This window comes from Streptomyces sp. NPDC057877, assembly GCF_042796855.1.
Classification (GTDB): domain Bacteria; phylum Actinomycetota; class Actinomycetes; order Streptomycetales; family Streptomycetaceae; genus Streptomyces.
The window spans coordinates 630,364-656,844 of the sequence record NZ_JBHVMS010000006.1 but is presented as its reverse complement, the minus strand read 5'-3'; the positions used below and the strand labels follow the sequence as shown (position 1 = coordinate 656,844).

The 26,481-nt window shown below is 73.6% G+C and carries 23 protein-coding genes; 13 read left to right on the top strand and 10 right to left on the bottom strand.

What is annotated here, in order from left to right; translation table 11 throughout:
• The first annotated feature begins 14 nt into the window (after window positions 1–14).
• Both purN and purH read left to right on the top strand, forming a co-directional pair.
• A complete protein-coding gene (gene purN / locus ACFVQG_RS21525; RefSeq protein ID WP_383385500.1) occupies window positions 15–653 on the top strand; it encodes a phosphoribosylglycinamide formyltransferase in 639 nt (212 codons plus the stop codon).
• Complete coding sequence (gene purH, locus ACFVQG_RS21520) at window positions 650–2,221, top strand: bifunctional phosphoribosylaminoimidazolecarboxamide formyltransferase/IMP cyclohydrolase (RefSeq protein WP_383385497.1); 1,572 nt, start codon at window positions 650–652, stop codon at window positions 2,219–2,221. Before purN ends, purH begins: the two co-directional genes overlap by 4 nt.
• Before the next feature lie 77 nt (window positions 2,222–2,298).
• Here purH and ACFVQG_RS21515 read toward each other — a convergent pair whose 3' ends face one another.
• Window positions 2,299–3,033 (bottom strand): FHA domain-containing protein, encoded by a 735-nt coding sequence (locus tag ACFVQG_RS21515; protein WP_383385494.1) that lies wholly within the window; start codon window positions 3,031–3,033, stop codon window positions 2,299–2,301.
• Window positions 3,034–3,119: 86 nt separating this feature from the next.
• On the opposite strand from ACFVQG_RS21515, the gene ACFVQG_RS21510 reads away from it, so the two are divergent.
• Window positions 3,120–4,103, top strand: coding sequence for an ArsR family transcriptional regulator (locus ACFVQG_RS21510; RefSeq protein WP_383385608.1), 984 nt, complete (start codon window positions 3,120–3,122; stop codon window positions 4,101–4,103).
• A 16-nt stretch (window positions 4,104–4,119) separates the two neighbouring features.
• Here ACFVQG_RS21510 and ACFVQG_RS21505 read toward each other — a convergent pair whose 3' ends face one another.
• On the bottom strand, window positions 4,120–4,806 hold the full coding sequence (locus tag ACFVQG_RS21505; RefSeq protein WP_383385492.1) for an RDD family protein: 687 nt from the start codon (window positions 4,804–4,806) through the stop codon (window positions 4,120–4,122).
• A 264-nt stretch (window positions 4,807–5,070) separates the two neighbouring features.
• Here ACFVQG_RS21505 and ACFVQG_RS21500 point away from each other — a divergent pair, with 264 nt between their 5' ends.
• The 4 genes from ACFVQG_RS21500 (at window position 5,071) to ACFVQG_RS21485 (ending at window position 9,456) form a co-directional block, all read left to right on the top strand.
• The gene (locus ACFVQG_RS21500) at window positions 5,071–5,925 is read left to right on the top strand and encodes a bifunctional methylenetetrahydrofolate dehydrogenase/methenyltetrahydrofolate cyclohydrolase (RefSeq protein WP_383385487.1); all 855 of its coding nucleotides are present in this window, start codon (window positions 5,071–5,073) and stop codon (window positions 5,923–5,925) included.
• A 10-nt stretch (window positions 5,926–5,935) separates the two neighbouring features.
• Window positions 5,936–6,433 carry a DUF3017 domain-containing protein gene (locus tag ACFVQG_RS21495; RefSeq protein ID WP_383385605.1) on the top strand — a complete coding sequence of 166 codons (498 nt, stop codon included), beginning with the start codon at window positions 5,936–5,938 and terminating at the stop codon, window positions 6,431–6,433.
• A gap of 398 nt (window positions 6,434–6,831) precedes the next feature.
• The gene (locus ACFVQG_RS21490; protein ID WP_383385484.1) at window positions 6,832–7,986 is read left to right on the top strand and encodes a DUF2690 domain-containing protein; all 1,155 of its coding nucleotides are present in this window, start codon (window positions 6,832–6,834) and stop codon (window positions 7,984–7,986) included.
• Between the two features lie 480 nt (window positions 7,987–8,466).
• Window positions 8,467–9,456: a malate dehydrogenase gene (locus ACFVQG_RS21485; RefSeq protein ID WP_383385481.1), complete on the top strand. Its 990-nt coding sequence runs from the start codon at window positions 8,467–8,469 to the stop codon at window positions 9,454–9,456.
• A 46-nt stretch (window positions 9,457–9,502) separates the two neighbouring features.
• Here ACFVQG_RS21485 and ACFVQG_RS21480 read toward each other — a convergent pair whose 3' ends face one another.
• From ACFVQG_RS21480 to ACFVQG_RS21460, 5 genes are all read right to left on the bottom strand, one after another.
• Window positions 9,503–12,865, bottom strand: a complete 3,363-nt coding sequence (locus ACFVQG_RS21480; RefSeq protein ID WP_383385478.1) for an SAV_2336 N-terminal domain-related protein — start codon at window positions 12,863–12,865, stop codon at window positions 9,503–9,505.
• Between the two features lie 88 nt (window positions 12,866–12,953).
• A complete protein-coding gene (locus tag ACFVQG_RS21475) occupies window positions 12,954–13,904 on the bottom strand; it encodes an AAA family ATPase (RefSeq protein WP_383385475.1) in 951 nt (316 codons plus the stop codon).
• Window positions 13,901–15,994, bottom strand: a complete 2,094-nt coding sequence (locus ACFVQG_RS21470) for a trypsin-like peptidase domain-containing protein (RefSeq protein ID WP_383385472.1) — start codon at window positions 15,992–15,994, stop codon at window positions 13,901–13,903. Before ACFVQG_RS21470 ends, ACFVQG_RS21475 begins: the two co-directional genes overlap by 4 nt.
• A 56-nt stretch (window positions 15,995–16,050) precedes the next feature.
• Window positions 16,051–16,482: a CU044_2847 family protein gene (locus ACFVQG_RS21465; protein WP_383385469.1), complete on the bottom strand. Its 432-nt coding sequence runs from the start codon at window positions 16,480–16,482 to the stop codon at window positions 16,051–16,053.
• A gap of 80 nt (window positions 16,483–16,562) precedes the next feature.
• Window positions 16,563–17,399 carry a GNAT family N-acetyltransferase gene (locus tag ACFVQG_RS21460; protein ID WP_383385602.1) on the bottom strand — a complete coding sequence of 279 codons (837 nt, stop codon included), beginning with the start codon at window positions 17,397–17,399 and terminating at the stop codon, window positions 16,563–16,565.
• 298 nt (window positions 17,400–17,697) lie between these two features.
• Between ACFVQG_RS21460 and ACFVQG_RS21455 the strand changes: the two genes are divergently transcribed.
• From ACFVQG_RS21455 to ACFVQG_RS21445, 3 genes are read left to right on the top strand one after another with little or no spacing between them, the layout of a single operon-like run.
• The gene (locus tag ACFVQG_RS21455) at window positions 17,698–19,470 is read left to right on the top strand and encodes a hypothetical protein (RefSeq protein ID WP_383385466.1); all 1,773 of its coding nucleotides are present in this window, start codon (window positions 17,698–17,700) and stop codon (window positions 19,468–19,470) included.
• Window positions 19,457–19,819, top strand: coding sequence for a hypothetical protein (locus ACFVQG_RS21450; protein WP_383385463.1), 363 nt, complete (start codon window positions 19,457–19,459; stop codon window positions 19,817–19,819). Before ACFVQG_RS21455 ends, ACFVQG_RS21450 begins: the two co-directional genes overlap by 14 nt.
• 10 nt (window positions 19,820–19,829) lie before the next feature.
• Window positions 19,830–20,747 carry a hypothetical protein gene (locus ACFVQG_RS21445; protein ID WP_383385460.1) on the top strand — a complete coding sequence of 306 codons (918 nt, stop codon included), beginning with the start codon at window positions 19,830–19,832 and terminating at the stop codon, window positions 20,745–20,747.
• A 14-nt stretch (window positions 20,748–20,761) separates the two neighbouring features.
• On the opposite strand, the gene ACFVQG_RS21440 is transcribed toward ACFVQG_RS21445, so the two are convergent.
• Together ACFVQG_RS21440 and ACFVQG_RS21435 are read right to left on the bottom strand one after the other, a co-directional pair.
• Window positions 20,762–21,499, bottom strand: coding sequence for an isocitrate lyase/phosphoenolpyruvate mutase family protein (locus tag ACFVQG_RS21440; protein ID WP_383385457.1), 738 nt, complete (start codon window positions 21,497–21,499; stop codon window positions 20,762–20,764).
• Entirely contained in the window at window positions 21,496–22,005 is a 510-nt protein-coding gene (locus ACFVQG_RS21435; RefSeq protein ID WP_383385455.1) for a carboxymuconolactone decarboxylase family protein, read from the bottom strand. The genes ACFVQG_RS21440 and ACFVQG_RS21435 overlap by 4 nt, the downstream gene beginning before the upstream one ends.
• A gap of 47 nt (window positions 22,006–22,052) precedes the next feature.
• Between ACFVQG_RS21435 and ACFVQG_RS21430 the strand changes: the two genes are divergently transcribed.
• From ACFVQG_RS21430 to ACFVQG_RS21420, 3 genes are all read left to right on the top strand, one after another.
• Complete coding sequence (locus ACFVQG_RS21430; protein ID WP_383385452.1) at window positions 22,053–23,450, top strand: PLP-dependent aminotransferase family protein; 1,398 nt, start codon at window positions 22,053–22,055, stop codon at window positions 23,448–23,450.
• A gap of 72 nt (window positions 23,451–23,522) precedes the next feature.
• On the top strand, window positions 23,523–23,867 hold the full coding sequence (locus ACFVQG_RS21425; RefSeq protein ID WP_383385449.1) for a hypothetical protein: 345 nt from the start codon (window positions 23,523–23,525) through the stop codon (window positions 23,865–23,867).
• Between the two features lie 58 nt (window positions 23,868–23,925).
• Entirely contained in the window at window positions 23,926–25,110 is a 1,185-nt protein-coding gene (locus ACFVQG_RS21420) for a glutathionylspermidine synthase family protein (RefSeq protein ID WP_383385447.1), read from the top strand.
• Window positions 25,111–25,115: 5 nt separating this feature from the next.
• Here ACFVQG_RS21420 and ACFVQG_RS21415 read toward each other — a convergent pair whose 3' ends face one another.
• Entirely contained in the window at window positions 25,116–26,291 is a 1,176-nt protein-coding gene (locus ACFVQG_RS21415; protein WP_383385444.1) for a PP2C family protein-serine/threonine phosphatase, read from the bottom strand.
• Window positions 26,292–26,481: the final 190 nt, after the last annotated feature.

Below are 26,481 nucleotides of genomic sequence, written 5' to 3'. Positions count from 1 at the left end.
GAAAGGGCCCCACCGTGGCCGCCAAGCCCGTGGCCAGGAAGGCCAAGCGCCTCGTCGTGCTGGTCTCCGGATCCGGCACCAACCTCCAGGCGCTGCTCGACGCCATCGCCGCCACCGGCACCGAGGCCTACGGCGCCGAGATCGTGGCCGTGGGCGCCGACCGTGAGGGCATCGAAGGGCTCGCGCGGGCGGAGCGCGCCGGGTTGCCGACCTTCGTGCGGAAGGTCAGGGACTACGCGACCCGCGAGGAGTGGGACGCCGCCCTCGCCGAGGCGGTCGCGGCCCACGAGCCCGACCTCGTGGTCTCCGCGGGGTTCATGAAGATCGTCGGCAAGGAGTTCCTGGCCCGGTTCGGCGGGCGGTTCGTCAACACCCACCCCGCCCTGCTGCCCAGTTTTCCCGGCGCCCACGGCGTCCGTGACGCGCTCGCGTACGGCGCCCGGGTCACCGGCTGCACCGTCCACTTCGTCGACGACGGCGTCGACACCGGACCGATCATCGCCCAGGGCGTGGTGGAGATCCGGGACGAGGACGACGAGAGCGCTCTGCACGAGCGCATCAAGGAAGTCGAGCGAAGGCTGCTCGTCGAGGTCGTGGGGCGGCTCGCCCGCAACGGCTATCGCATTGAGGGACGAAAGGTAGTTATCCAGTGACCGCCGAGAGCAACGCGAGCACCCAGCGGCCGATCCGGCGCGCGCTTGTCAGCGTCTACGACAAGACGGGCCTCGAGGACCTCGCCCGCGGCCTGCACGACGCGGGCGTCCAGCTCGTCTCCACCGGGTCCACCGCCGCCCGTATCGCCGCCGCGGGTGTCCCCGTGACCAAGGTCGAGGAGCTGACCGGCTTCCCCGAGTGCCTGGACGGCCGGGTCAAGACCCTGCACCCGAAGGTGCACGCGGGCATCCTCGCCGACCTGCGGCTGCCCGAGCACCAGCGGCAGCTCCAGGAGCTGGGCGTCGAGCCGTTCGACCTGGTCGTGGTCAACCTCTACCCGTTCCGGGAGACCGTGGCCTCCGGCGCCTCGCCCGACGAGTGCGTGGAGCAGATCGACATCGGCGGCCCCTCCATGGTCCGCGCCGCCGCCAAGAACCACCCCTCCGTCGCCGTCGTCACCGACCCGGACGCCTACCCGGCGGTCCTCCAGGCGGTCAGGGAGGGCGGGTTCACGCTGGAGCTGCGCAAGCGTTTCGCCGGGCTGGCGTTCCGCCACACCGCCGCCTACGACGTGGCCGTGGCGAGCTGGTTCGCCGACTCCTACGCTGCCGACGACGACAGCGGCCTGCCCGGCTTCCTCGGCCAGACCTACGCCCGCAAGAACACCCTGCGCTACGGCGAGAACCCGCACCAGCCCGCCGCCCTCTACGTCGACGGCACCGGCGGCCTCGCCGAGGCCGAGCAGCTGCACGGCAAGGAGATGTCGTACAACAACTACACGGACACGGACGCCGCCCGCCGTGCCGCGTACGACCACGCCGAGCCCTGTGTAGCGATCATCAAGCACGCCAACCCGTGCGGCATCGCCGTCGGCGCGGACGTCGCCGAGGCGCACCGCAAGGCCCACGCGTGCGACCCGCTGTCGGCCTTCGGCGGCGTGATCGCGGTGAACCGCCCGGTCAGCAAGGAGATGGCCGAGCAGGTCGCCGAGATCTTCACCGAGGTCATCGTCGCCCCGGACTACGAGGACGGGGCCCTGGAGGCCCTGACCAAGAAGAAGAACATCCGCGTCCTGCGCTGCCCCGAGGGCCCGGCGAACCCGGTCGAGGTCAAGCCCGTCGACGGGGGCGCGCTGCTCCAGGTCACCGACCGGCTCCAGGCCGACGGCGACGACCCCGCCCACTGGACCCTCGCCACCGGTGAGGCGCTGAGCCCGGAGGAGCTGCGCGAACTCGCCTTCGCCTGGAAGGCCTGCCGCGCGGTGAAGTCCAACGCCATCCTCCTCGCCAAGGACGGCGCGTCCGTCGGCGTGGGCATGGGCCAGGTCAACCGCGTCGACTCCGCCAAGCTCGCCGTGGAGCGCGCGGGCGCCGAGCGCGCGCGGGGCTCCTACGCCGCCTCCGACGCGTTCTTCCCGTTCCCGGACGGCCTGGAGATCCTCACCGGGGCCGGGGTCAGGGCGGTCGTCCAGCCGGGCGGCTCGGTACGGGACGAGCAGGTCGTCGAGGCCGCGAAGAAGGCGGGCGTCACCATGTACCTCACGGGGACGCGGCACTTCTTCCACTGACGCCACTGACGCCACTGACGCCACTGACGCCGCGACGCCACTGACGCCGCCGCCTCCGCGCCGAGGCGGCGGCCTGCTCAGCGCCGCTCGGTGCCCCACCCGTCGAGCAGCGCGAGGTCGTCCTCATGGGCCAGGTCGAAGCGCAGGGCCAGGGAGACCAGCGACTCCTTCTCGCCGTTGAACCTGCGGCCGGGCTCGGCCACCCCCGCGTCCGGCCGTAGCCGCAGCCGCAGTTTGAGGGCCAGGTAGCTGATGTTCCAGTAGATGGCGTTCCTGGTCACCGTCGGCCAGGTCGGGCGCAGCCGCTTGACCAGGTCCTCCACGCTGGGCAGCGGGGCGTACGGCTCGCCGCGCAGGCGTGGTTCGCACAGGGCGACCAGGACGGCGAAGTAGCGCTTCGTACGGTCGAGGCTGAAGGACGCGGCGGTGACGGAGCCGCCCGCCTGCGCGGCGCGGAAGGTGTGGCGCGGGGCCCACACGTCGAAGCGGATCAGATCGCCGGACGCGAACAGGGTGACCCGCGCCAACTCGAACGGCACGGGCGCCTCCACCCGCCCCGGCGCGACCTTGATGTGCTCGCCCGCGCCCTCCGGGTTCTCCACCACGTAGGTCTGGTCGTCGCTGAGGTTGCTCAGCAGCCAGTACGAACCCGTCGCCGTGATCTCCCCGGCGGTCGGGGGGACGCCGAGGTGCGCGATCGTCAGGCCGCCGTCGGTCTTCGCACGGCCGAAAGTGAGCCGTTCGCCGCTGGCGAGCATGATGTGGTCGTGCGCCGTGGCGCTCGGTGGCGGGACGACGAAGATGCTGTACATGGACCCAGGACGATTGCCGGTCGATACGGAATCGGTCCATGCTGTTGCGACTGAGCGCAAAGGCCGAGTTCGACGGGGGAACATCTGTGCTGCGCATTCATTTCGGTGAGCTTGACCTGGCCAGAACCAGACTCGCCAGTGCTCCGGACCCGCTCTGGGAGACCGCGGCGACCCTGCACCGTTTCCAGACACGCAAGGGCCGCTGGGCGTACGCGGGCTGGTACCGCTCCGCGCGCCTGCAACTCCAACGCGACGGACTGGAACGGGCCTTGCGCACGGTCCTGCTGCCGCTGTACCCAAGGGCCGCCTACTTCCCGGACTTCCTGACGCCGGTCGGCACGGAGGGCGGCCTCGAAGCCGGACTGGAGTCCCTCCTCGCCACGCCCGCGCACCGGGTGCGGCATGAACTGATGCTGCTCGACCGGACCGTGGGCGCCCCCGGCTGGGCGGGCCGCCTGGCCGACCTGGACACCCGCAAGGCGTTCGTACGGCTGCTGCGCGAGTACCACGACGCCGTGGTGGCGCCGTACGCCGAACACGCGCGGGCGCGCGTCGAGGCGGAGCGCGCGGCGCGCTGCCGGGCGCTGCTAGACGGCGGGGTGGAGGGCATGCTGGCCTCGCTGGGGCCGCGGATGCGGTGGCGCGCTCCGGTGCTGGAGGTCTACTACCCCGCCGAGGACCGGGACCTGTACCTGCGGGGACGCGGGCTCACCCTCGTGCCGTCCTACTTCACCTGGGGGGCGCCGGTCAGCTTCGCCGATCCCGGGCTGCCGCCGGTGCTCTGGTACCCGCTGCTCGACGAACAGCGCGAGCCGGGCGGGGAGCTGACGGGCAGGCCGCTGACCGCCCTGCTCGGGCGGGCCCGGGCGGCGGCCCTGCACGCCGCCGTCGCCGGGGCCACCACCGGTGAACTCGCCCGGGCCGCCGGGGTGTCGGCGTCGGCGGCCAGCAGGCACGCCACCGCGTTACGCGACGCCGGGCTGATCACCAGCGTCCGGGACGGCGCGCGGGTGCTGCACACCCTCACCCCGGTGGGGGCCGCCGTGCTCCGGGCGGCGCGGCGGCCGTAGTCGTGGATCGGAAGGGTCAGTTCTGGACGACCATCGTGCTGGCCGCCTTGTCGTGCCAGCCCTGCTGGCGGCCGGACTTGTCCCAGAAGGGGGACAGGTAGACGAGCAGCTGACCGATACCGCAGGCCAGGCTGCCGACGATCGGGATGATCCACCGTATGAAGGAGGAACCCAGGCCGATCTTCTGGCCGGTGTTGACGTTCACCACGCGGATGCCCACGGCGAGCTTGCCGAGGGTGCCGCCCAGCATGCTGGTCAGCAGCCACTCGTAGAGCAGGCCGATGACCGCCATGGCGCCGATCACGGCGCCCATCGAGCCGATGAAGTCGGAGGCGGCGTCGTTCATGCAGCTGTCGTAGTTCGCGGAGTTCGGGTCGCAGTCCTCGAACGCCGCGAACGAGCCCACGGCGCCGAGCGCGCCGAGGACGGCGTAGATGACGAGGAAGGCCACGGCGTCGATCGCGCGGGCGCCGAAGCGGCGGCCCATGGACGCCACGCGCGGGCCCGCTCCCATCATGTCGGGGCCGCCCGGGTACGGGGGCTGGCCGCCGGGGTAGCCGTAGCCGCCCTGCGGGGGGACGCCGGGGGCCTGCGGGTAGCCGTAGCCGGGGGGCTGCTGGCCCTGCTGGGGGTAGCCGCCGTAGCCCGGCTGCTGGGGGTTCTGCGGCTGTCCGTACGGGTTGTTGGGTGAGCCGAAACTCATGGCGACATTCCTCCGGTGCGTGGTCGGGGACGGTGCGGGTCGCACGAGGAACATCACGATCTGAGCGATCTGAGCGGTTTGCCCCCCGAACATGAACCGCGGTATTGCGCCGTTCATCGTTCTTCAGGCCGCGCGAATTTGTCCAGCCGTATCGGCGGCGCGTTGTGCAAGCGCAACGTCGGCACGGCCCCGGTACGGCCCCGGTACGGCCTCGGCGCGGGACCGGATTGGAACGGAAGGCCGGTCATCCGGGAGGATGGGGTCATGACCGCCCAGATTCTCGATGGCAAGGCCACCGCAGCCGCGATCAAGTCCGATCTGACCGCCCGCGTGGCGGCGCTGAAGGAGAAGGGCGTCACGCCCGGCCTCGGCACGATCCTCGTCGGGGACGACCCCGGCAGCCAGAAGTACGTGGCGGGCAAGCACCGCGACTGCGCCGAGGTCGGCATCGCCTCCATCCAGCGGGAGCTGCCGGGCACGGCGACGCAGGAGGAGATCGAGGCGGTCGTGCGCGAGCTGAACGAGGACCCGGCCTGCACCGGCTACATCGTGCAGCTCCCGCTCCCCAGGGGCATCGACGAGAACCGCGTCCTCGAGCTGATGGACCCCGACAAGGACGCGGACGGCCTACACCCGATGAACCTCGGCCGTCTGGTCCTGAACGAACCGGCCCCGCTGCCCTGCACCCCGAACGGCGTGCTGACCCTGCTGCGCCGCTACGGCGTCGAGATCAAGGGCGCCGAGGTCGTGGTCGTCGGGCGCGGCGTGACCATCGGGCGTCCGATGCCGCTGCTGCTGACCCGGCGCAGCGAGAACGCCACGGTCACCCAGTGCCACACCGGCACCCGCGACCTGTCGTCCCACCTGCGCCGGGCCGACATCATCGTGGCCGCCGCGGGCTCCGCCCACCTCGTGCGGCCCGAGGACGTCAAGCCGGGCGCCGCCGTCCTCGACGTCGGTGTCTCGCGCAGCGCCGAGGGCAAGATCGTCGGCGATGTCCACCCCGGCGTCGCCGAGGTGGCGGGCTGGATCTCCCCCAACCCCGGCGGTGTCGGTCCGATGACCCGGGCCCAGCTGCTGGTCAACGTGGTCGAGGCGGCGGAGCGCAGTGTCGGCTGAGACGGAGGGCCTGCGGGCCGGGGACGCGGAGCCGGAGGCCGGGGCCGCCGACGTCCCCGAGGATGAGCTGACCGTCTCCGACCCGATCAGCGTGCCCGACGCCGAGGGCAGGCCCCGGCGGGTGACCCGGCGCTTCCCGCTGTTCACCAGGGACACCGCGCGGCCCGAGGGCGGCGGCCGGGCCGCGTCCGGCGCCGCCCCGGCGCCCGCACGGCAGTGGCCGATGCTGATCGTGCTGGGGATGGTCGGTACGGGACTGCTGCTCACCGCCCTGGACCAGTTCCGCTACGGCACCATGCTGGTCGGCCTCGCGCTGCTGGGCGGCGCCGTCCTGCGCTGGCTGCTGCCCGGCGTCGGCATGCTCGCGGTGCGCTCCCGCTTCACCGACATCGCCACGTACGGCGTCCTGGGCCTGACCATCGTCCTGCTGGCGATGATGGCGCAGCCCAACCCGCTGCTGGAGATCCCCTTCCTCAAGGACACCCTGCACTTCACCGTCAGCAGTTAGCCCGCGCGCGTTCGCGGACCGAGACGGCGACCCGTCCCCTCCCCCGGGGTAAGGACGGGCCGCCGCCGGGACCCACCCTTCCGTGCCCGGAGCGGGCTGTTCAACGGCTGTCCGGGCGCTGTGGCACGGAAGTGACCGTTCCGCTACGGTGTCCGCGCCCTGACACAACTCCCTGAAACGACCTCGGCGCGCTTGCGTATGAGGGAGGGAAGAGGGAGCGGAACACCGCCGGGATGTCCGAGGTCACCGGTGTGCGTCCGTTGTGTCGATGTATTGGCAGGTTCGCGGAGGCGGGGTGTGCCCGTGGCCCGGGAACTGAGATCCTGACCCGGCGCATCCCTTGGGGCGGGGGACCGCGCGGCGACAACCAGCACGACCGGGGGGAAGAGGGGGAAGCAATGCCTCGTTGGAAGGCCTTGCCGGATGAACTCGATCCACAGATCAGGGAGTTCACCAGCCAGTTGCGACGGCTGGTGGACCGCGGCGGCCTGAGCGTCGCCGCGGTCGCCGACCGCACCGGCTACAGCAAGACGTCCTGGGAGCGTTATCTCAACGGACGGCTGCTCGCGCCCAAGGGCGCCATCGTCGCGCTCGCCGAGGTCACCGGCACCAACCCGGTCCACCTCACCACCATGTGGGAGCTGGCTGAGCGGGCCTGGAGCCGCTCGGAGATGCGCCACGACATGACCATGGAGGCGATACGGATCTCGCAGGCGCGCGCCGCGCTCAGCGAGTTCGGGCCGCCCCCGGCCAAGGCGAAGGGCGGCAAGGCGGCGCGCAACGGGGGCGGTGTGACCGCCACCCCCGGGATCGCGGGGCCCGCGGGAGTGGCCCCGACGGTCCCGCCCCAGCCCACGGCGCCCGACGCCGACGCCCGCGAGGGCGCGTCCGACGGATCGTCGGCGGGCGGCAACTCGTGGGGAGTCGCCGGGTACAGCGGGCCGTCCCGGGCGGGCGGACGCAGGGCGGGCGTCACCCCTGCCCCCGCGACGCCGGTGGCGGGTGGCTTCGGCGAGCCGCCGCGGGGTGCCCGTCCGGCGCCGACCGGCCGCCGTGGTTCGGGCGGGCGGCGGACCGGCATGTTCCTGGCCGGGGTCGTCGGTGTGGTGGTCGTGGTCGTCGTGGCGTACCTGCTCACCCACCGCGGCGGGGACGGCGAGGAGGCCGCCCCCACTCCCACCCCCACGCCCACCGTCACCACCGAGTCCGATCTGCCGCCCGGCGTGAAGTGCCGGGGCGAGAGCTGCACCGGCAAGGACGCGGAGAGCATGGGCTGCAGCGGCGACCTCGTCACCACCGCCCAGAGCGTCACCGTCGGCACGACCCTGCTGGAGGTCCGGTACAGCGAGACCTGCGGTGCCGCCTGGGGCCGTATCACGCAGGCCGCGCCCGGGGACGAGGTGCGGGTGACCGCGGGCAAGGCCCGTCAGGACGGGTCCGTCACGGAGGCCGGGGACACCATCGCGTACACGCCGATGGTCGCGGTGAAGGACGCGGGGGACGCGGTGGCGTGTGTGACGCTGGGGTCGGGCGAGGAGGGCTGCACACAGTAGCCCCGGAAAATGTCGGCACGCGTCACGCATGGCCCCGCCGTTCCAGGGCACGCGAACCGTACCCCCACGGGAGTCCGGCTCGGTCGGTACCCCCCAGGCGGCCGCTTTCGTCTCTCCTCTCCCGGACGAGCGGCCGCCACTTTTTCTGCGGGCTCCCTCGTTCGCAGTCCCTCTGCCGCACAGGCGCCCTGCCGTGTGGGCCCTCTGCCGCACAGGCGCCCTGCCGTGTGGGCCCTCTGCCGCACAGGCGCCCTGCCGTGTGGGCCCTCTGCCGCACAGGTCCCCAGCCGTATAGGCCCTCTGCCGCACAGGCCCCCAGCCGTATAGGCCCTCTGTGGGACGGGCCACACGGGGGCGGCCGTGCGGGATACCGGATGCGCGATAACCTGACGCCCGATAGATCTCTTGACGCCAAGAGATCGATCATCCGGACCCCCGGGGCAGGGACGCCCCACCGCCAGCTGTCATACGGAGAACGCCATGACCCGCACTCCCGTGAACGTCACCGTCACCGGCGCGGCCGGCCAGATCGGTTACGCCCTGCTCTTCCGCATCGCCTCCGGCCAGCTGCTCGGCGCGGACGTGCCGGTCAAGCTGCGCCTCCTGGAGATCACCCCCGCCCTGAAGGCCGCCGAGGGCACCGCGATGGAGCTGGACGACTGCGCGTTCCCGCTGCTCCAGTCCATCGACATCAGCGACGACCCGAACGTGGCCTTCGACGGCGCCAACGTCGCCCTCCTCGTCGGCGCCCGCCCGCGCACCAAGGGCATGGAGCGCGGTGACCTGCTGGAGGCCAACGGCGGCATCTTCAAGCCGCAGGGCCAGGCCATCAACGCCCACGCCGCCGACGACGTCCGCGTCCTGGTGGTCGGCAACCCGGCCAACACCAACGCGCTGATCGCCCAGGCCGCCGCCCCGGACGTACCGGCCGAGCGGTTCACCGCGATGACCCGCCTGGACCACAACCGCGCGCTGACCCAGCTGGCGAAGAAGACGGGCGTCCCGGTCTCCGAGATCAAGAAGCTGACGATCTGGGGCAACCACTCCGCCACCCAGTACCCCGACATCTTCCACGCCACGGTCGCGGGGAAGAACGCCGCCGAGGTCGTCAACGACGAGAAGTGGCTCGCCGACGACTTCATCCCGACCGTCGCCAAGCGCGGCGCCGCCATCATCGAGGCCCGCGGCGCCTCCTCGGCCGCCTCCGCCGCCAACGCCGCCGTCGACCACATCCACACCTGGGTCAACGGCACGGCCGACGGCGACTGGGTCTCCATGGGCATCCCGTCCGACGGCTCCTACGGCGTCCCGGAGGGCCTGATCTCCTCCTTCCCCGTCACCTGCGAGGACGGCAAGTACGAGATCGTCCAGGGCCTGGAGATCAACGACTTCTCCCGCGCCCGCATCGACGCCTCCGTCAAGGAGCTGGAGGAGGAGCGCGAGGCGGTCCGCGGCCTCGGCCTCATCTGATCCATCGCACCACCGCCGATCCCCGGCCGCCCGCGCGGTCCGGGGATCACTCGGTTCCGGGGTCGAGGACGGCCGCCGCGAGATCGAGGTACGCGCGCGTGGTGGCCGGGCGGAGCCGGTCCAGACCCCGCATGGCGGCCTCCGGCGCCGTCAGGTCGAACGGGATGCGCACCACCCGGCGGGCGTTCACACCCAGCCGCCGCGCCGCTTCGGCGTGCTGTCGGCCGCCCGCCCCCTGGACGTCGACGAGCGCGACGACCACCTCGTCGGCGAGCGCCCGGTGCTCGTCCGCCCGCAGGTCGCGCAGCGTGCGCGCCGCGGCGTCGAGGTTCTGGTCGAGCGTCGCGCAGCAGAGCACCAGCCGGTCCGTCAGCCCCAGCGCCAGCCAGGAGGACGCGTCCAGCCGCGCCGGTGACCAGTCGGTCAGCACGAACGCGTAGTACGGATCGGTCAGCGCCAGCAACCGCGGGTACTCCTGCTGGTGTGTCGGGCTGGGCACGACCTGCCGGTTGCGGTGCGTGAGCAACTGGAGCCCCGACGGCAGCCGGGTGGCACGGGCGCGGATCTCCTCGTACGGCGCCCCCGCGGGCAGCCGGGCCACCTCACGCAACCCCGCCAGGGTCCGCAGCCGGTTGCCGGTGACGAAGTTCAGCAGGTCGCCCTGGTCGGGGGCGCCGTCGACGGCGAGGACCGGCTCCCCGCGCGCCGCCGCCAGCACCGAGCCGAGCAGGACGGTCGTGGTGGACCGCCCGCTGTTGGGGTGGGCGCTGAGCAGGGTCAGCCGTACGCCGTGCCGCAGCGGGGTCCGCAACCGTTCCAGCTGCGCCTCGGCCCGGCGCCGGGCGGCACCGAAGCGGCCCAGCCGCAGTGCGCCGGGCGTGGGCGCGCCCTTGCCGGGAGGCGGGGTCAGCGCCACCCGCGGCACGCGCGCCACCGGACGCTGCGGGGCGCGGGGCGAGGCCGTCTCGCGGGCGGCGCGGGCCAGATCGATGTACCGGGCGAGGAGGTCCGCGATCTCACCGGGCGCGGGCCGCTCGGCCGGTTCCGGATCGAGGCAGCGCAGCACGAGCCGCCGCAGCCGCTCCCAGCTGTCGCTCTGCCACAGGTGCATGCCCTCGGGCAGGCCGGGGGTGTTCACCCCGGACTTGCTGCTGACCAGTTGGAGCAGCTCGCCCAGCGCGCGCACGTTGTCCGCGGCCGTGGGGAGCGGACCGGCGCCCTCGAAGTGGCCGTCGACCGCGCTGTCCGACAGATCGCCGAGCACCACCGAGCGGCGCAGCACGAACACGCTGTCGGCGCTGAAGTCGGCCAGCACCACGCCGTTGAGGTGACACACGCTCAGCGCGCTCGCCAGATGCCAGGCGACCAGCAGACCGGCGAGGGTGTCGAAGGGCGCGCTGCCGTCCTCGGCGGCCCGTGCCACCAGATCCGCCAGCCGCGGCGGCTGCCGGTCCGGAGCCTCCTCGTCGGCGATCGAGGCCATCGCGACCCACGGGGGACTGCCGTCCGGCTCGTACCCCACCAGCACGGGGGCGTACCGGCCGTGCAGCCGCTCCAGGACCCGGGCCTCCACCTCGATCAGCCGGGCGTTGACGGCGGGCAGATCGGGGCGCGGGGTGCGCACCACGACGCGGTTGCCGTGCTCGTCCACGCCCCGGTACACCATCGTGCGGCGCCCCCGCCGCCGCCCGCGCAGCTCGTACGGGCCCAGGCGGGCCGGGTCGCCATCGGTGAGCGGCGCCCAGTCGTCGTCGGGCAGTTCCGGGGCCGTGCCGCCGGGCTCCGGGCCGCCGTCGCGGCGTCCGTCCGACACCCCGAACCGGCTCAGCAGGCGCCGCTCGACCGTGGTGAACGGGCGGTGCGTGCCCGGTAGTTCGGCGGCGCCGTCCGGGTGGCTGAGCCAGGCCGGGAAGTCCGGTGAATGGCCCGCCAGCTGCTCCAGGCGGCGGCCGATCGTACGGCTCGTACCGAGCAGTTCGGCCTGGGGGACGGCGTCGAGCAGCACCGTCTTGGAGTCCTCGACGAAGTCGAATACCAGGTGCTTGGCGGGCAGCGGGCCGGGCACCGGCGCCGGGTGCGGGCGCAGCAGCCCGCCGAGGAACACCTCCGCGAGATGCGCGGTCCGCGCCGGCCAGGGCACGGCCGACTGCACCAGCCGCATCACCGGCACCGACAGCGGCGACACGGCCGCCAGATGCGCGGCCAGCCGGTACGCCTCCGGGGTCGCCGCGTCCCGGAAGTGCTGGGCGCTGCGCAGGCCCCGGGCGTCGGTCACGGCGGCATGGCGGCTCGGCCGCGCCAGCAGCGGCAGCTCCATCGTGGTGCCCGGCGAGGCCAGCAGCCACGCCCAGTCGCCCAGCGCCCCGGCGGTGGGCTCGAGCACCGGCACCGGGACGCCGTCGAAACGGGCCAGCTGCGGCGGCAGCACCGGGTCGGTGATCTTCCAGGAGGTGTTGGCGCCGCCGATGTGGCGCGTCGTCGCCTGCCAGCGCTCGGCGTGCACCCCGGACGACTCCCACATCTCCGGGGGCAGGGTGTGCAGCAGCGCCACCGGGCCCCGCTCCGACCAGGCGCGCAGCAGCTCGTACAGCGGCTCGTGGCGCCAGGCCGCTCCCATGCCGTCGGTGACGACCAGGGCCAGGGTGCGGCCGTTCGGGTCGTTGACCGTCGTCGTCGGGACGGGCTGGGTGTCCGGGTCGAACGGGCGGGTGTGCAGCCGGGGGGCGCGGGCGTCGCGGGTGTCCAGGCCGTGGACGCGGGTGGAGGCGAAGGCGCCCAAGCGCTCCAGCAGGGTGCGCAGTTCGGCGGCGAGCCGGTGCCACAGCAGCATCGACAGGCCGTCGTCGACCAGGAGCACCAGGTGCAGCCAGCGTTCCTGCACCGGGCGCAGGACCACGTCGGGCACCCGGGTCTCGGCCAGCTCCGCGGCCGTCAGCTCCTCGTCCAACTCGAACCGGTGACGGCTGCGGTGCCGACGCCGCAACGGCCGCAGGGCACGGCCGAGGGCCAGTTCGTCGGGCAGCGCCTTGCCCTCCGGCACCCGCACGGGCATCGCCTGCCGCGTCTCCGCCGCGCGGGTCTCCGCCGGTCGCGCCGGTGCGGGCCGCGACTCGGGGGCCGGTTCGCGGGCCGCCGCGTACAGCGACGACGGGGTGAGGTCGGGCAGGCCCTCGTCGTCCGGCTCCGGCGCGGGCGGCCGTACGGTCTCCTGCTCGGGCGCGGCGGGCGTCGGCTCGGGCGGCGCCGGGGGAGCGGGGCGCAGCCCCTCGTGCAGTGGCGCGGCGTCCCCTCCCGGCAGTCGGCGTGCGAGCCACAGCACGTCCAGCACCTGATCGGCGTCCAGCTCCCGCCCGCAGGCCCGCAACACCCGCAGCACGTCCCCGAGCCGCGCCCCGCCGCCCTCGCTCACGACACCTCCCACCGCCCGCGCGCGACGGCCCGTCCCGCCCGTGACCGGCGCGCCTCGGGGCGGCTCGCGGGTGTGCGGCGCGGGGCGGTCACAGGGCGCTGGTGAGCTGGTGGAGGACGGCGTCGAGGAGGCCGTCCGCGGTCAGGTCGATGCCGCCGGTGCGCAGGAAGACGGCGTTGAGGAGCTGGTCGGTGGCGAGTTCGCCGGGGGCGCGGCGGCGCAGGAAGGCCTCCAGCAGGTCGTCCGCCTCGCGCAGGGCGTCCTCGCCGAGGTGGGCGGCGACGATGGCACGCAGCCGCTCCTCGTCGGGCACCGGCAGATGGAGGCGGATGCAGCGGCGCAGGAAGGCGGGCGGGAAGTCGCGTTCACCGTTGCTGGTGATGACGACGACGGGGAACTCCTCGCACTGGACACGCCCCCGGTGGACCCGGACCGTGCTGCCGTGGTCGGCGGTCTGCACCTCCACGTCCGTGACGTCCTCGGGCAGCCGGGTCAGCTCCGCGATGTCGAAGACGCCGTCCTCGAAGACGGTCAGCAGGTCGTTCGGCAGATCCACGTCGCCCTTGTCCATCTCGTCGATGAGCAGGGCGCGTGGCCGCGCGGTCCCCACCAGCGCGGTGCCGAGCGGGCCCAGCCGGATGAACGTACCGATGGCCGGTTCCTCTTCCTCGCGGTCCCGGCTGAGCGTGGTCTCCCGCAGCCGCGCGATCGCGTCGTACTGGTAGAGCGCCTCCCGCACGGTGGAGCGGCTGTTGATCGGCCAGCGCAGCAGCTCGCCCAGCCCCAGCTCGTGGGCGAGCGCCCGCGCCAGCGACGACTTGCCGGTCCCGGCCGGTCCGGTGACGAGCAGCGGACGGCGCAGATGCAGGGCGGCGTTGACGACGTTGGCGTGCTTCGTCTCGATCAGGTACGGCTGTTCGGCGTGCCCGGCGGCGGACGGCGCGAACCGGCGCCACGGCGGGGCGGGCGGCAGGGTGACGGCACGGCGCGTACCGTCGCCGCGGAACAGACGCCAGTCGTCTTCGGCGGCCGGGGTCATGGGCCCTCCTGGGGTTCGGTCAGGTGCAGGCGGGGCACGGTGCGGTCGGCGTCGGCCCAGGCGAGGACCGGGCGCCCGGTGTACTCCAGTGGCCGGATCATCGTGTTGGCGCGGTAGGAGCGGACCCCGTCGGGCAGTTCCCTGGTGGCCACCTCCGCCAGCCGCTTCACCACATGACCGCTGCCGCGGCCCCGGTCCCACACGACGACGGGGATGCCCATCGCGAGGCAGATCTGCACGACGCGGTCGCGCAGACCGGGCGCGGCGTCCACGGAGACGCGGACCGTGTCGAGGCGGTCCATCAGTTCGTAGTAGACCTGGTTCGGGTCGGAGGAGGCGTCCGAGACGACCAGCGTGGACCCCGAGTCGAGCAGGCTCCAGCGGCGCCGCCAGTCGGGGAGGAAACGCTCGTGGCGGCGCAGCAGTTCCGGGCAGTGCACGACCAGCGGGAACTCCACCCCCAGCACACCGGGCACGATCTCGCCCGGCGCCTGCCCCTCCCACTCGTCGACCGGCAGGTTGAGGCTGGTGCGGTCCACCAGCACCTCCACCAGCGGGCGCCGCCCGTCCCCCGTGGACGGCCGCAGCGACTCCAGCACCCGCAGCAGCTCCTGCGCGCCCTCCTGCGCCGAGTACGACACGGAGGTGTCCGTCGACACCTGGCGCGGGCCCGCGCCCTCGTCGCACCAGATCCGCAGCCGGTGCCGCCCCGGCTCGGCCCGGGTCACATGGACCAGGACCCGGGCGCGGGCGGACCGGTGCCGGATCACCCGCACCCACTCCTGCGCGTCCGAACGCCGCTCGGCGAGCGCGGAGCGGGGGATGCCCAGCCGCGCGGCCACCCCGTCCGCCCACAGCCGCAGTCCCGCGCGCTGGGCCGGGGTGCACAGCACGCCGACGTACTCCATGACCCGCAGCAGCGCCGGGACCCGGGGCTCGCCGTCCTCGGAGCGGCCGTCGCCGGACAGCGTCTCCAGGTGGTCGAGCAGCGCGTCCAGCGTGTCACCGCCGGGGAAGGCCGCCACCAGCGGCAACGCCGCGCGCACCACCTCACCGAACCGGTCCAGGACCGAACGGTCCAAGGAGCGCAGCAACTGGTGCAGCAGATGGTGTTCGCCGGGGGACAGCAGCCGCGGCACAGGGGAGAGCCGCCCGGCGACCAGCAGCCGCTGGACCACCTCGCGCTCCGCCCGCCGCAGCAGTTCGGTCAGCACCGGCAGCGCCCGCGGATGGGTGAGGAGGAAGGCCGCGACCTCCTCCACGCTGGGCGGGATCACATCGCCGCCGTGCCCGACGCCGCATCCCTCGGCGAGCCGCCGGGCCACGTCGCCGCGGTGGGAGGCGGTGGGCAGCGCGTCGGCGATCGCGGCCACCAGCAGGACGTACGCCGGATCGTCGGTGGCGACCGGTGCCGCGTCCTCCGGCTCCAGGGCACCGGCGGCGCGCAGTTCCGCCTCGACGCGCTGCCAGGGGATGCCCCAGCTGCGCCGGATCAGATGCTGCGGGCTGTGCGGGTGGGGCGCTCCGGTGACGCCGTCGGCGGGCGGCATGAAGTGCGCGGCGACCAGGCCGACGATCGCCATGTCGGCGGGGCACCACAGGGGGCCGCCGCTGTAGCCGGGGCCGACGGACATGCCGGTGGCCTCGCCGTCGAGATAGGCGATGGGGCCGTCGTCCGTCTTGACCTTCAGATCCGCGAACGTCGCCTCCTGCCCGCTGGCGTGCCACACCCGCACCTCCTGGCCGAGCCGCAGCGGGGCGCGCAGGGGTGGCACCGCGCGCTTGCCGGGGGGTATGTCCACCCGCAGGACGGCCAGGTCGCCGAGCCATTCGTGGGCGCCGTCGGGCACCGGCCCGCCGTCCTCGGCGCGTGGCGGGATCCAGTGGGCCACCCGCGCGGGGCGCCGCACGTTCGCCGCGTGCGGCAGCCGGATCACCACCTGAAGCTCCTCGGGCCCCGGCGCCCGCGCCTCGAACATGGGTCTGCCGAGAGCGTCGTTGACCACATGCGCGCAGGTCAGCACGGTGTCGTCGGCGAGCAGGAAACCCGCGCCCGACCACGCCTTCCCCGTCGGTCCGACGACGGACACGGTGTGGAACGCCGGAGCGTGGTCGAGTCGCCTCGGTTCGGTGAACCAGCCCACGGCTAGCCCGCGGCCGGGACCGGACCGGCGGCCGTCGTGCCACCCGGTGAGCCCTCGGCCGTGGCGCCGCCGGTGGGGTTCCAGCTGGCGGTGACGGTGAGGTGGGCCTGGCCGTTGCCGCCGACGATCCCCAGCTTGAGGTCCTGCCCGATCTGGACGCCGAAGGTCACGCTCAGTTCGGTGGGCGGTTCCGGTACGGCGGTGGCCGCGTGGTGCACCTCCGTCAGCAGTGGGGCGAGTGGCCGCAGGGCGGCGCGCAGGGCACCGGCCGCCAGACCGGCGACGACGGTCCCGCCGGTGGCCACGGGCACGGCCCGGCCCATGCCCTCGGGGAGACCGTCGTCGGAGCCGCGTGCGGCGGCGGCCGTCGCCGGAGCGATCAGGAACCTGACCGGCGTACCGTCGTCTAACTCTGCGTTCAAGGCGGTGGACACGATCACATTGTGTCGGAACACCCGTGACGGTGATGCCCGTGACGCCCAACTTTCCTGCCGTCAAGGGCAATTGTGTCCGGTCAGACGCCGTCGCCCAGCCGCTTCTCGAACCAGTGCGCCCCGTAGACATGGTCCGAGTACGCCGGGATCTCCCGGTACCCGCACGCCCGGTACATCGCCTGCGCCTCGGTGAGCGAGGCGTGCGTGTCCAGTCGTACGACGTCCAGGCCCCGTGCGACGGCCGCCCGCTCCAGCTCGCCCAGGACGCGGCGGGCCAGGCCCAGGCGGCGGGCGGCCGGGTCCACCCAGACGTGCCGGATCTCGCCGACGCCGGGCGCCAGCCGCCGCAGCGCCCCGCACCCCACCGGCGCGCCCTCCTCGTACGCCACGAGGAACACGCCCGCGTCGCCCGAGACCTCCTCGGGCCGTACCAGGTCGGACGGGTCGAAGCCCTCCGGGAACCGCTCGTCGATGTCGGCCGCGTAGGCGTCGAGGCAGGCACGGGCGTCGGCGGCGCCGCCGTCGACCCGGCGGACGGTGATCGAGGCCAGGCGCAGCAGCCGCTGGGCGGTGGCCATGGCGTCGGTCAGCTGGGCGCGCTGGGCCGCGGTCAGGCCGTCGAGCAGGCCCGCCACCAGGGCGTCGGAGCGCCGGTTCTGCTCCCTGACCTCGGCGTGCCCGGCCGGGGTGAGCGTGATCACGCGCAGCCGGTTGTCGCGCGGGTCGGGGGCGAGGGTGACCAGGCCCTGGGCCTGGAGCGCCTTCGTCATCCGGCTCAGGTACCCGGCGTCCAGGCCGAGCCGGGCGCGCAGCTCACGCAGGGAGACGCCCCGCGCGCTCCCGGCGGTCTCGAACAGCAGCCGGGCCTCGCCGAGCGGGCGGTCCTGGCCGAGGTAGTGGTCGTCGAGGGCGCCGATACGGCGGGTGAAGTAGCGGTTGAAGCGGCGGAAGGCGGTGACGTGGTCCGGGTGGGGGGAGGGGGGAGGGGCCGGTGTGCCCGGTGCGGGAGGCCGCGCGTTCTTCGACTGCGCGTTCTTCGACTGCACGCTCTTGGACTGCACGCTCTTGGACTGCACGCTGTTCGACTGCACGCTCTTGGACTTCACGGTCTTTGACTTTAGTCAAAGAACCGAGTCTGGCAATACGTCGGCGACAGGTCCCCCCATCTCTCCTATGCTGATGCGCCGTCAACTGTCGTCGTATCGGGGGAATGGCGTGAGTACCGCGCACGTGCCACAGCAGTCCAACCCGGAGGCGCCACCGGAGCCCCCGCCGACTTTGCCGCACGCCAGTGAGGCCACCCGGCTGATGTGCGCGGGGGCCTACCTGGACTCCGGCTACCGGGACCGCGTGATCGACGAGCTGTACCTCGACGAGCAGCGGGTCGTGGCGCCGTCGCTCGGCTTCGACGCGGCGCGGGTCCTCGCCCACGCGCTGCGCGCCCGCAGGCAGGAACAGCTCTGGGCCGCCGCCGTGCTCGGCCTGTGGATCGTGGGCCTCCCGCTCAGCGGCTGGCTGCTGGCCGGACTGCTCTGGCCCAGCCTGCTGCTCGCCGTCGCGCCCTGGATCAGGGGCCGGGGCGAACAGCCGCCCCTGTACCGGAGGGCCGCCGCCTTCCTCACGCGCTGGTGGGGCCGCGTCCTGGTCGCGCTCTACCTCGTCCTCACCGTCGCCATCGCCTTCGGCGGCGGCCCGGACGACGACTCCGGGTACGGCTCGTCGTACGGTTCCTACGAGTCGTACGACCCCTACGGCCTCAGCGACCCCGAGTCGCTGAACGTCGAGGACCTGGTGGTGCCCGCCGTCGACGACCTCACCGAGGTGATCGAGCCGTGGCAGGCCTGGATGGCGCTCGGCGTGCTCGCGCTCGTCGCGCTCTGCGTCTCCGCCCAGCGCAGCCAGTTCGCCCGCGCCCTCGCCGCCGAACTCTCCCCGCAGCGCTTCCCGGACGCGGCGGGCGACCCCGCCGAGCGGGCCGAGGGGCAGCGGTTCCGGCGGATGATGCACCGTATCCGCCTGGAGCAGCACGCGCCGCTGGTCATGTACCACGAGGCGGCGCCGTTCCGCGGGGCGGGCACGGCGTACGACACCTGGGTGCTCGCCGTCGAACTGCGGCCGGACGAGGACGCCACCCAGCAGCCGCTGAGCAACCGGGCGATCCTGGAGCGGATCCGTCCGCTGCTCGAACAGCTGCGGGTGCCCGCCGAGTTCGCGGGGCCCGGGGTGCGGGACCGGCTGCGGCGGCTGGAGATCGACGAGTGCGTGTTCCTGCCCGCCGAGGGGCTGCTCCGGCGCGACCAGGCCCCCTACTCCCCGCAGGAGTTCGAGCAGCACCGGGCGCGCGCCGTGGAGGAGGGCGGTGAGAAGCGGCGGCACTTCCTGCGCATCCGGGTCGGCGGCTGGGAGGAGGAGCTGGTCGTCACCGTCTTCGTCCGCATCCACACCCAGGGCCGCATGCTCATGCTGGAGATCGCCCCGCATGTGCTGACCCCGATCCGCCCGGACTTCAAGGACGCCGACCGCGCCTCCCACCGGTTCCGCCACAACAGCAGGCTCGGCAAGGCGCTGACGGCCGTTTCGCTGGTGCCGGGTTCCGCGGGCCGCTCGCTGGTCACCCTCGGCCGCGGTGTGCGCTACGGCTGGCGGCTGCTGACCGGCGGCCACTCGGGCGCGCTGCCCGACGGGCCCGCCGTCTCCGTGCGCGAGCTGGCCTCGGTGCCCTACGGGTCCACCTTCCAGGAGATGGACGTCGCCCGTTACCTGCGCTCCATCCAGGACCGCATCGGGCGCGGGGTGCGGCTGGCGCTGGCCGAGGCGGGCTACGAGACCGGTGAGTTCGTCCAGAAGATCGTCAACGTCAGCAACGGCGCCGTGCACATCGGCCGCGCCGACAACTCCGCCTTCGCCTTCGGCGAGCACGCCCGCTCCACCACCACGAACAGCGGCCCCGGGCCGCAGAAGGGATCCTCCAGCGATGGCAGCAAGTGAGCCGCCTCCCGGCATCCACATCGGACGCGCGGACAACTCCGCCTTCGCCTTCGGCAGCCACGGGCACGCGGAGACCCACAACACCGCCCCGGGTACGGCCCGCGACGCCGACGCCGAGGAACTGCTGAAGGCGGTACGGGAACTCCGCGCGGACCTCGCCCGGCTGCGGGAGAGCGAGCAGACCGCGCGGCTGGACGAGGCCCTCGCGGAGACCGAGGAGGAGATCGACCGCACGGGTACGGCCGCACAGAGCCGTCGGCAGCGGCTGCGGGAACTGCTGGAGGAGGCCCAGACCGTGCTGACGCTGTTCGCGTCGGCCGGGGCGGTGGCCGGGCTGCTGGGGATGTGAGGCGTTCACGATGAGCGGGGGACAGCCGTACTGGAACGAGGACGCCCAGCGGTGGGAGAGCCGTGGCGGGGCGCCGGTCCCGCCCGCCGTACCGCCGTCGCCCGTGCCTCCGCCGCCTCCGGACTTCGCACCCGTCGCGGGGCCGGACGGTGGCTGGTCGAACCCCGAGCTGCCCCGGCCGGGCCGCGGTGGGTTCAGCCGCCGGACCCTGGGGACGGTGCTCGGCGGCGCGGCGGTGGCCGGGGCGGCCCTGGCGCTGGTGCTGACCCTGGTCGTCGGGAACGGAGACGGGGAGGGGAACAGCGGCAGCGGCGAGGCGACGGACGACGGGAAGGCCACCGCCGCGCCGCCGAGCAGCGGGCCGCCGCCGAGCACCGCGCCGCCGTCGGACACCCCGACACCAAAGGCGTCGTCCCCGTCCCCCTCCGCCGAGGTCCCCGCGGGCTACGAGCTGTACGACGACGCCGAGGGCTTCACCGTCGCCCGCCCGCTGGGCTGGACGCGCGAGGCGATCGACTCCCAGTACGGCATGGACGTCGTCAACTACCGCAGCGCCGACGGTGAACGGCGGCTCCAGGTGTTCGAGGTGGCGGAGACGTCCCCCGAGGAGTCCTTCGAACTCTTCCTCTCCGACGAGACCCCGAAGGCGGACGGCTTCGAGGAGCTGTCCCTGGAACGCCTCGACGACGGCGACTACACCGGCTCCCGGCTCGAGTACCTCGCCGACGCCATCAAGGGCGAGCCCGACATCGGCCCCTGGCACGTCGTCGACGAACGCTTCGAGGCCGCGGACGGCAAGCTCTACGCCCTCGCCGCCTACGGCCCCGACGCCGACGGCCGCGACGACGAGCGCGAACTGCTGCGCACGGCGCTCGACCACTTCTGCCCGCCGTACCACCCGTGCGGGGAGAGCGCCTGGCTGGACTGAGGCGGAGGCCCGCGCTACCGCAGGTTGGCGGCGATCTCCCGGAGGGCGGCCGTCGTCCTGTGCAGCAGCCCGGGCCCGAACGTGACGCGTGTGGCCCCGAGTTCCCCGAGTGCGGTGGGCGAGGGGCCCTCGCCGTCCAGCCGCGCGACGGCGTTGAGCGGCCCTTGGATCCCGGCCCGCAGCAGCGGCAGTACGTCGCCGGGGGCGCCGATCGGATACACGCAGTCGGCGCCCGCTGCGACGTACAACGCGGCCCGCTCGATGGCCGCGTCCGGGTCGGTGACCCCGCGGACGAAGGTGTCGATCCGCGCGTTGACGAAGAGGCGGTCCCCGGCGGCGGCCCGTACCTCGGCCAGCCAACCCGCGTGTTCCCGGGGGTCCTTGAGGACGCCGTCGGCGGAGTCCTCGAGGTTGCAGCCGACCGCGCCCGCCGCCAGCAGCCGCTCGACCAGCTCCGTCGGCGCGAGCCCGTACCCGTCCTCGACGTCCGCCGCCACCGGCACGTCCACGGACCGCGCGATCCTGGCCACCGCCGCGAACATCTCGTCGGCCGGGGTCTCGCCGTCCCGGTAGCCGAGGGAGGCGGCGACGCCCGCGCTGGGGGTGGACAGCGCCGGGAACCCGGCCGCCGCCAGCGCCCGCGCGCTCGCCACGTCCCACGGGCCCGGCAGGACCAGCGGATCGCCGGGCGCCCGCCCGTGGTGCAGCGCGCGGAACGCCTCGGTTTTGGTCCGCTCCCGGGCCGCCGTCACCCGTGCTGCCCCGGCTGGTAGTGGCCCGGCGCCATCCGGCAGGTCACGCCGAACCGGTTCCAGGCGTTGATCACCGTGATCGCGGCGATCAGCTGCGCCAGCTCCGTCTCCTCGAAGTGCGCGGCGGCCCTCTCGTACACCTCGTCCGGCACGAATCCGTCGGTCAGCACGGTCACCGCCTCCGTCAGCGCGAGCGCCGCCAGCTCCTTCTCGGTGTAGAAGTGCGCCGACTCCTCCCACGCGCCGAGCTGAATGATCCGCTCGACGCTCTCCCCGGCCGCCAGCGCGTCCTTGCTGTGCATGTCGAGACAGAGCGCACACCGGTTCAGCTGCGAGGCCCGCACCTTCACCAGCTCCAGCAGCTTCGCGTCCAGCCCGCGCCGGGAGGCCGCGTCGAGCCGGACCATCGCCCTGTAGACCTCGGGGGCGAGTTCGGCCCAGGGGAGGCGGGGGGTGTGTTCGGGGGCGTATTCAGCGGGGGCGGGGCGATCCGTCGTCGTCGTCATGTCCCCGACCCTACGAGGACAAAGGCCCAGGGGTATGGTCCATTTCCATGACAGAAACGTGGGCCACTTCCGGCTCGCTCGGCATCGACCTCCACCTGGACCCCGCCACCGGCCCGGGCCTGCGCCGAGGCCTGACGGACTCCCTGCGCGAGGCCGTCCGCACCGGCAGGCTCGCGCCGGGCACCCGGCTGCCGTCCTCCCGCTCCCTCGCGGCAGACCTCGGCATCGCCCGCAACACGGTCGCCGAGGCCTACGCCGACCTCGTGGCCGAGGGCTGGCTCACCGCCCGGCAGGGCTCCGGCACCCGGGTCGCCGAGGGCCGGGCGATGCCGCCGACGGGCACCGCCCCGCGCCGCCGCGAGCGCCCACGCCCCGTCTACGACCTGGTCCCCGGCACCCCCGACCTCGCCTCCTTCCCCCGCGCCGAGTGGCTCAAGGCCGCCCGCCGCGCCCTCACCGCCGCGCCCCACGACGCCCTGGGCTACGGCGACCCGCGCGGGCGCACGGAACTGCGTACCGCGCTCGCGGGCTACCTCGCGCGCGCCCGGGGCGTACGCGCCGATCCCGAGCGCATCGTCGTGTGCGCCGGTTTCACCCACGGCCTCGGACTCCTCGGCGCGGTCCTGCGGGCGCGCGGCCTGCGGACCGTCACCGTGGAGTCGTACGGCCTCGAGGTGCACTGGAACCTGCTGGCGGCGGCCGGGCTGGGCACCGTCCCCCTGCCCTTCGACGAACTCGGCACCGACCCGGCGGGGCTGACCGGCCCCGGGGCCGTCCTCCTCACCCCCGCCCACCAGTTCCCCATGGGCGACGCCCTGCACCGCGACCGGCGCGCGGCCGTCCTGGACTGGGCGCGGCGCACCGGCGGCGTGATCCTGGAGGACGACTACGACGGCGAGTTCCGCTACGACCGCCAGTCCGTCGGCGCGCTCCAGGGCCTCGACCCCGACCACGTCGTCTACCTGGGCACCGCGAGCAAGGCCCTGGCCCCCGGCCTCCGGCTGGCCTGGCTGGTCCTGCCGCCCGGCCTGGTGGAGGAGGTGACGCGGGCCAAGGGCGGGGCGGACACCTGCGGGTCGTTCGACCAGCTGACCCTCGCCGAGTTCATCGGCTCCGGCGCCTACGACCGCCACCTCCGCGCCGCCCGGCTGCGCTACCGGCGCCGCCGCGACGCCCTGGTCTCCGCCCTCGCCACCCGGGCCCCGCAGGTCCGGGTCACCGGCATCGCCGCCGGACTGCACGCCGTACTGCGCCTGCCGCCCGGTACCGAACCGTCCGTCGTGCAGGCCGCCACCTGGCAGGGCCTGGCCCTGAACGGCCTGTCCTTCTTCCGCCACGAGGCCGCGCGGACCGAGCCCGTCGACGCCCTCGTCGTGGGCTACGGCACACCCCCGGACCACGCCTGGGCGGGGGCGCTGGAAGCGTTGGCCAGGGTCCTGCCGTAAGGTGATCGCCCAGTTGGCAGGTACAGGTACACAAGTACCCGCGCGCAGACACGGATTCGGGGAGACGGGGACATGGCGGAAACACGGCGTCGGCTACGGTCCAGCACCGTGGTGCTCGGCGGAATGGGCGTCGTCGCGGCGGCCCTGACCTCCTGCGGCTCCGACCCCGACCGCCGCTGTGTCGACCGCGACAGCTACACCTGGGACGGCTACAAGGTCATCGCCGACAAGAACTGCTCGTCGTCGTCCGGCTCCGCGGGTTCGTACGGGAAGGGCGGCAAGAAGCGGAACGGTGGCGACGCCGCCTGGTACTACGACGCCGAAGTGAGCGGCGGCTACGCCGAGTACGGCACCTTCAGCCGTAGCGAGGCCGTCGACCGGGGCGGCTTCGGCTGCTCGGGCAGCGGCGGCGGCTGACCGGTCGCATCCCCTCGCATCCCGCCGCATCCATCCCCGTCGAATCCCGTCGTATCCCATGGAACGCCGCACGATCGAACCCCGCCCCGGCTGGCAGCAGACCGTCGAGGAGCAGGGGCTCATCTACCCGCTCACGCGCTACCCCGACGACTCCCTGCGCCCCTACTGGGACGAGAGCGCCTACTACGTCTTCTCCCTGGCGGAGGTCGAGGCGCTGGAGGAGGTCGTCGAGGAACTGCACCGCATGTGTCTCGCCGCCGCCGCGCACATCGTCGAGGCGAACCGCTTCGCTGACCTCGGGATCACCGACCCGCGCGTGGCCCGCGCCGTCGCCGAGGCCTGGCACCGGCGCGCCGAACTCCCCTCCGTGTACGGCCGCTTCGACCTGCGCCACGACGGCACCGGTCCGGCCAAGCTGCTGGAGTACAACGCCGACACGCCCACGTCGCTGGTCGAGGCCGCCTCCCCGCAGTGGTTCTGGATGGAGGAGCGCTTCCCCGGCGCCGATCAGTGGAACTCCCTGCACGAACGCCTCGTCGCCGCCTGGGGGAACCAGGCCGGACTGCTCCAGCCGGGCAGCCCGCTGTACTTCGCGCACTCCTCCGCCGACGAACTCGGCGAGGACCTGATGACCGTCGCCTACCTCAAGGAGACCGCCGAGCAGGCGGGCCTGGACACCGACTGGATCTCCATGGAGGAGATCGGCTGGGACCGGCTGTCCGGCCGCTTCGTCGACAACCGGCTGCGCTTCATCCGCAGTTGCTTCAAGCTCTACCCCTGGGAGTGGCTGACCACGGACCGCTTCGCGCCCCACGTCCTCGCCACCCTCGACAACGGCGGCGGCACGGGCTCCACCCTCTGGATCGAGCCCGCCTGGAAGATGCTGCTCAGCAACAAGGCCCTCCTGGCCGTCCTCTGGGAGCTGTACCCGGGGCACCCGCACCTCCTCCCCGCCTATCTCGACGGCCCCCGCGACCTGGCCACGACCACCGGTTACGTCGCCAAGCCGCTGCTCGGCAGGGAGGGCGCGGGCGTGACGGTCCACGCACCGGGCGCGGATCCCGTGGTGCGCGGGGAGCCCTGCTGCTACCAGGAACTGGCCCCGCTGCCCGACTTCGACGGCAACCGGGTCGTTCTCGGGGCGTGGGTCGTCGAGGACGAGGCGGCGGGGCTCGGCATCCGGGAGTCGTCCGGGCTGGTCACGGACGAGTACGCGCGTTTCCTGCCGCATGTGATCCTCTGAGGCTGTTACTGCGACGGCGGCCACCACTCGAACATCAGGATCGTCGCGTCGTCGCGGAGCCGGTTGTGCTGGGCGTCCAGGATGGAGTGGATCAGACGGCGCAGCACCTCCGGGGCGAGTTCCCCCGCGGCGGTCGCCCGGATGATGGAGTCGGCGAAGCGCTGGAGGCCGAACTCCTCGCCCTCCCGGGTGCGCGCCTCGGTGACGCCGTCCGTGTACATCAGCACCCGGTCGCCCGGTTCGAGGGTGATCTCGTGGGTCTGCCGGGGCCGCCCGGCGAGCAGGAACGGCAGCCCCATCGGCGGGTCCGGCTGGCGCGCCATCTCGTCGATCATCGGCAGCTCGTCCCGGATCAGCAGCGGCGCCGGATGCCCGCAGTTCATCCAGCGCAGCACCCCGGTGGCCAGGTCCAGCTGGGTGATCACCCCGGTGCAGAACTGGTCCGGCAGCCACGCCGCCAGCGCGTCGTCGACGCAGGTCACCAGCTCGGGCAGGTTCGCCCCGGTGCGGCGCGCGTTGCGGCAGGCGGCCAGCGAGACGGCGGTCGTCAGGCCCGAGGCGAGGTTGTGGCCCATGGCGTCCAGCACCGCCGTGTGCAGGGTCGTCTCGGTGAGGGAGTGGTCGAAGGCGTCACCGCCGATGTCGTAGGCCGGTTCGAGCACGGCCGTCGACACCACGTGCGCGGTGCCGATCGTGCGCGGCGGCAGGAAGGCGCGCAGCATCTCGGCGGGCAGGTGCATCGGTTCGGTACGGGTCCGTCGTACGAAGGAGTCCTTGTACGCCCGCTTGGAGGTGATCATTATGGCCAGCAGCGAGGCGAGGGCCCGGCCGCGGCGCAGGACCACCGGGGTGAGCGCGGGCGCGTGCACGGCGAGCACGCCCAGCCGCTCGGCGCCGTCCAGCAGCGGGAACCAGGCCGTCATGCCGCCCGGGTCGGACTCCTCCACCCGGAGCGCCTGGGTGCGGTAGCACCAGCCCGCCAGGGTGTCGTCGATGGACAGGGCCGAGGCGGTGTCGGTCATCTTCAGCAGCTGACGCTGCTGGATGTCGGCGAGGTAGACCACGGAGTGCTGCAGCCCCAGGGCCGCGGAGCAGCGTGCGATGACCGTGCCCAGGTCCAGCGCGAAGTTGCCCGGATCGGCGAGGAACTCCTCCAGCATGCCGCCCTCGGGCGTCGGCATTCCCACCTCGTCTCCTTCCTTCGCGCCGCCCGTGCCAGGTGTGGTGCGCCGCACTGCAGTCTCACACCGGGGAGCGGGGGGCGCGCGGTGGCCGGGGCCGTGTGGGGTGGTGGCGGGGGTGCTGTGGAAAGTCGTGGGCGCCGGGTGGGAACCGGTGGGCCTTCGGCGGTGTACCAAGTGTGTGAGGACG

Excerpts from the sequence above, each read along its gene's own strand:
- ACFVQG_RS21430 (WP_383385452.1), top strand. The coding sequence starts at position 22,053 with ATGACAGAAACGTGGGCCACTTCCGGCTCGCTCGGCATCGACCTCCAC.
- ACFVQG_RS21490 (WP_383385484.1), top strand. The coding sequence starts at position 6,832 with ATGCCTCGTTGGAAGGCCTTGCCGGATGAACTCGATCCACAGATCAGG.
- ACFVQG_RS21500 (WP_383385487.1), top strand. The coding sequence starts at position 5,071 with ATGACCGCCCAGATTCTCGATGGCAAGGCCACCGCAGCCGCGATCAAG.
- ACFVQG_RS21485 (WP_383385481.1), top strand. The coding sequence starts at position 8,467 with ATGACCCGCACTCCCGTGAACGTCACCGTCACCGGCGCGGCCGGCCAG.
- ACFVQG_RS21515 (WP_383385494.1), bottom strand. The coding sequence starts at position 3,033 with ATGTACAGCATCTTCGTCGTCCCGCCACCGAGCGCCACGGCGCACGAC.
- ACFVQG_RS21425 (WP_383385449.1), top strand. The coding sequence starts at position 23,523 with ATGGCGGAAACACGGCGTCGGCTACGGTCCAGCACCGTGGTGCTCGGC.
- ACFVQG_RS21505 (WP_383385492.1), bottom strand. The coding sequence starts at position 4,806 with ATGAGTTTCGGCTCACCCAACAACCCGTACGGACAGCCGCAGAACCCC.
- ACFVQG_RS21450 (WP_383385463.1), top strand. The coding sequence starts at position 19,457 with ATGGCAGCAAGTGAGCCGCCTCCCGGCATCCACATCGGACGCGCGGAC.
- ACFVQG_RS21445 (WP_383385460.1), top strand. The coding sequence starts at position 19,830 with ATGAGCGGGGGACAGCCGTACTGGAACGAGGACGCCCAGCGGTGGGAG.
- ACFVQG_RS21415 (WP_383385444.1), bottom strand. The coding sequence starts at position 26,291 with ATGCCGACGCCCGAGGGCGGCATGCTGGAGGAGTTCCTCGCCGATCCG.
- ACFVQG_RS21475 (WP_383385475.1), bottom strand. The coding sequence starts at position 13,904 with ATGACCCCGGCCGCCGAAGACGACTGGCGTCTGTTCCGCGGCGACGGT.
- ACFVQG_RS21435 (WP_383385455.1), bottom strand. The coding sequence starts at position 22,005 with ATGACGACGACGACGGATCGCCCCGCCCCCGCTGAATACGCCCCCGAA.
- ACFVQG_RS21420 (WP_383385447.1), top strand. The coding sequence starts at position 23,926 with ATGGAACGCCGCACGATCGAACCCCGCCCCGGCTGGCAGCAGACCGTC.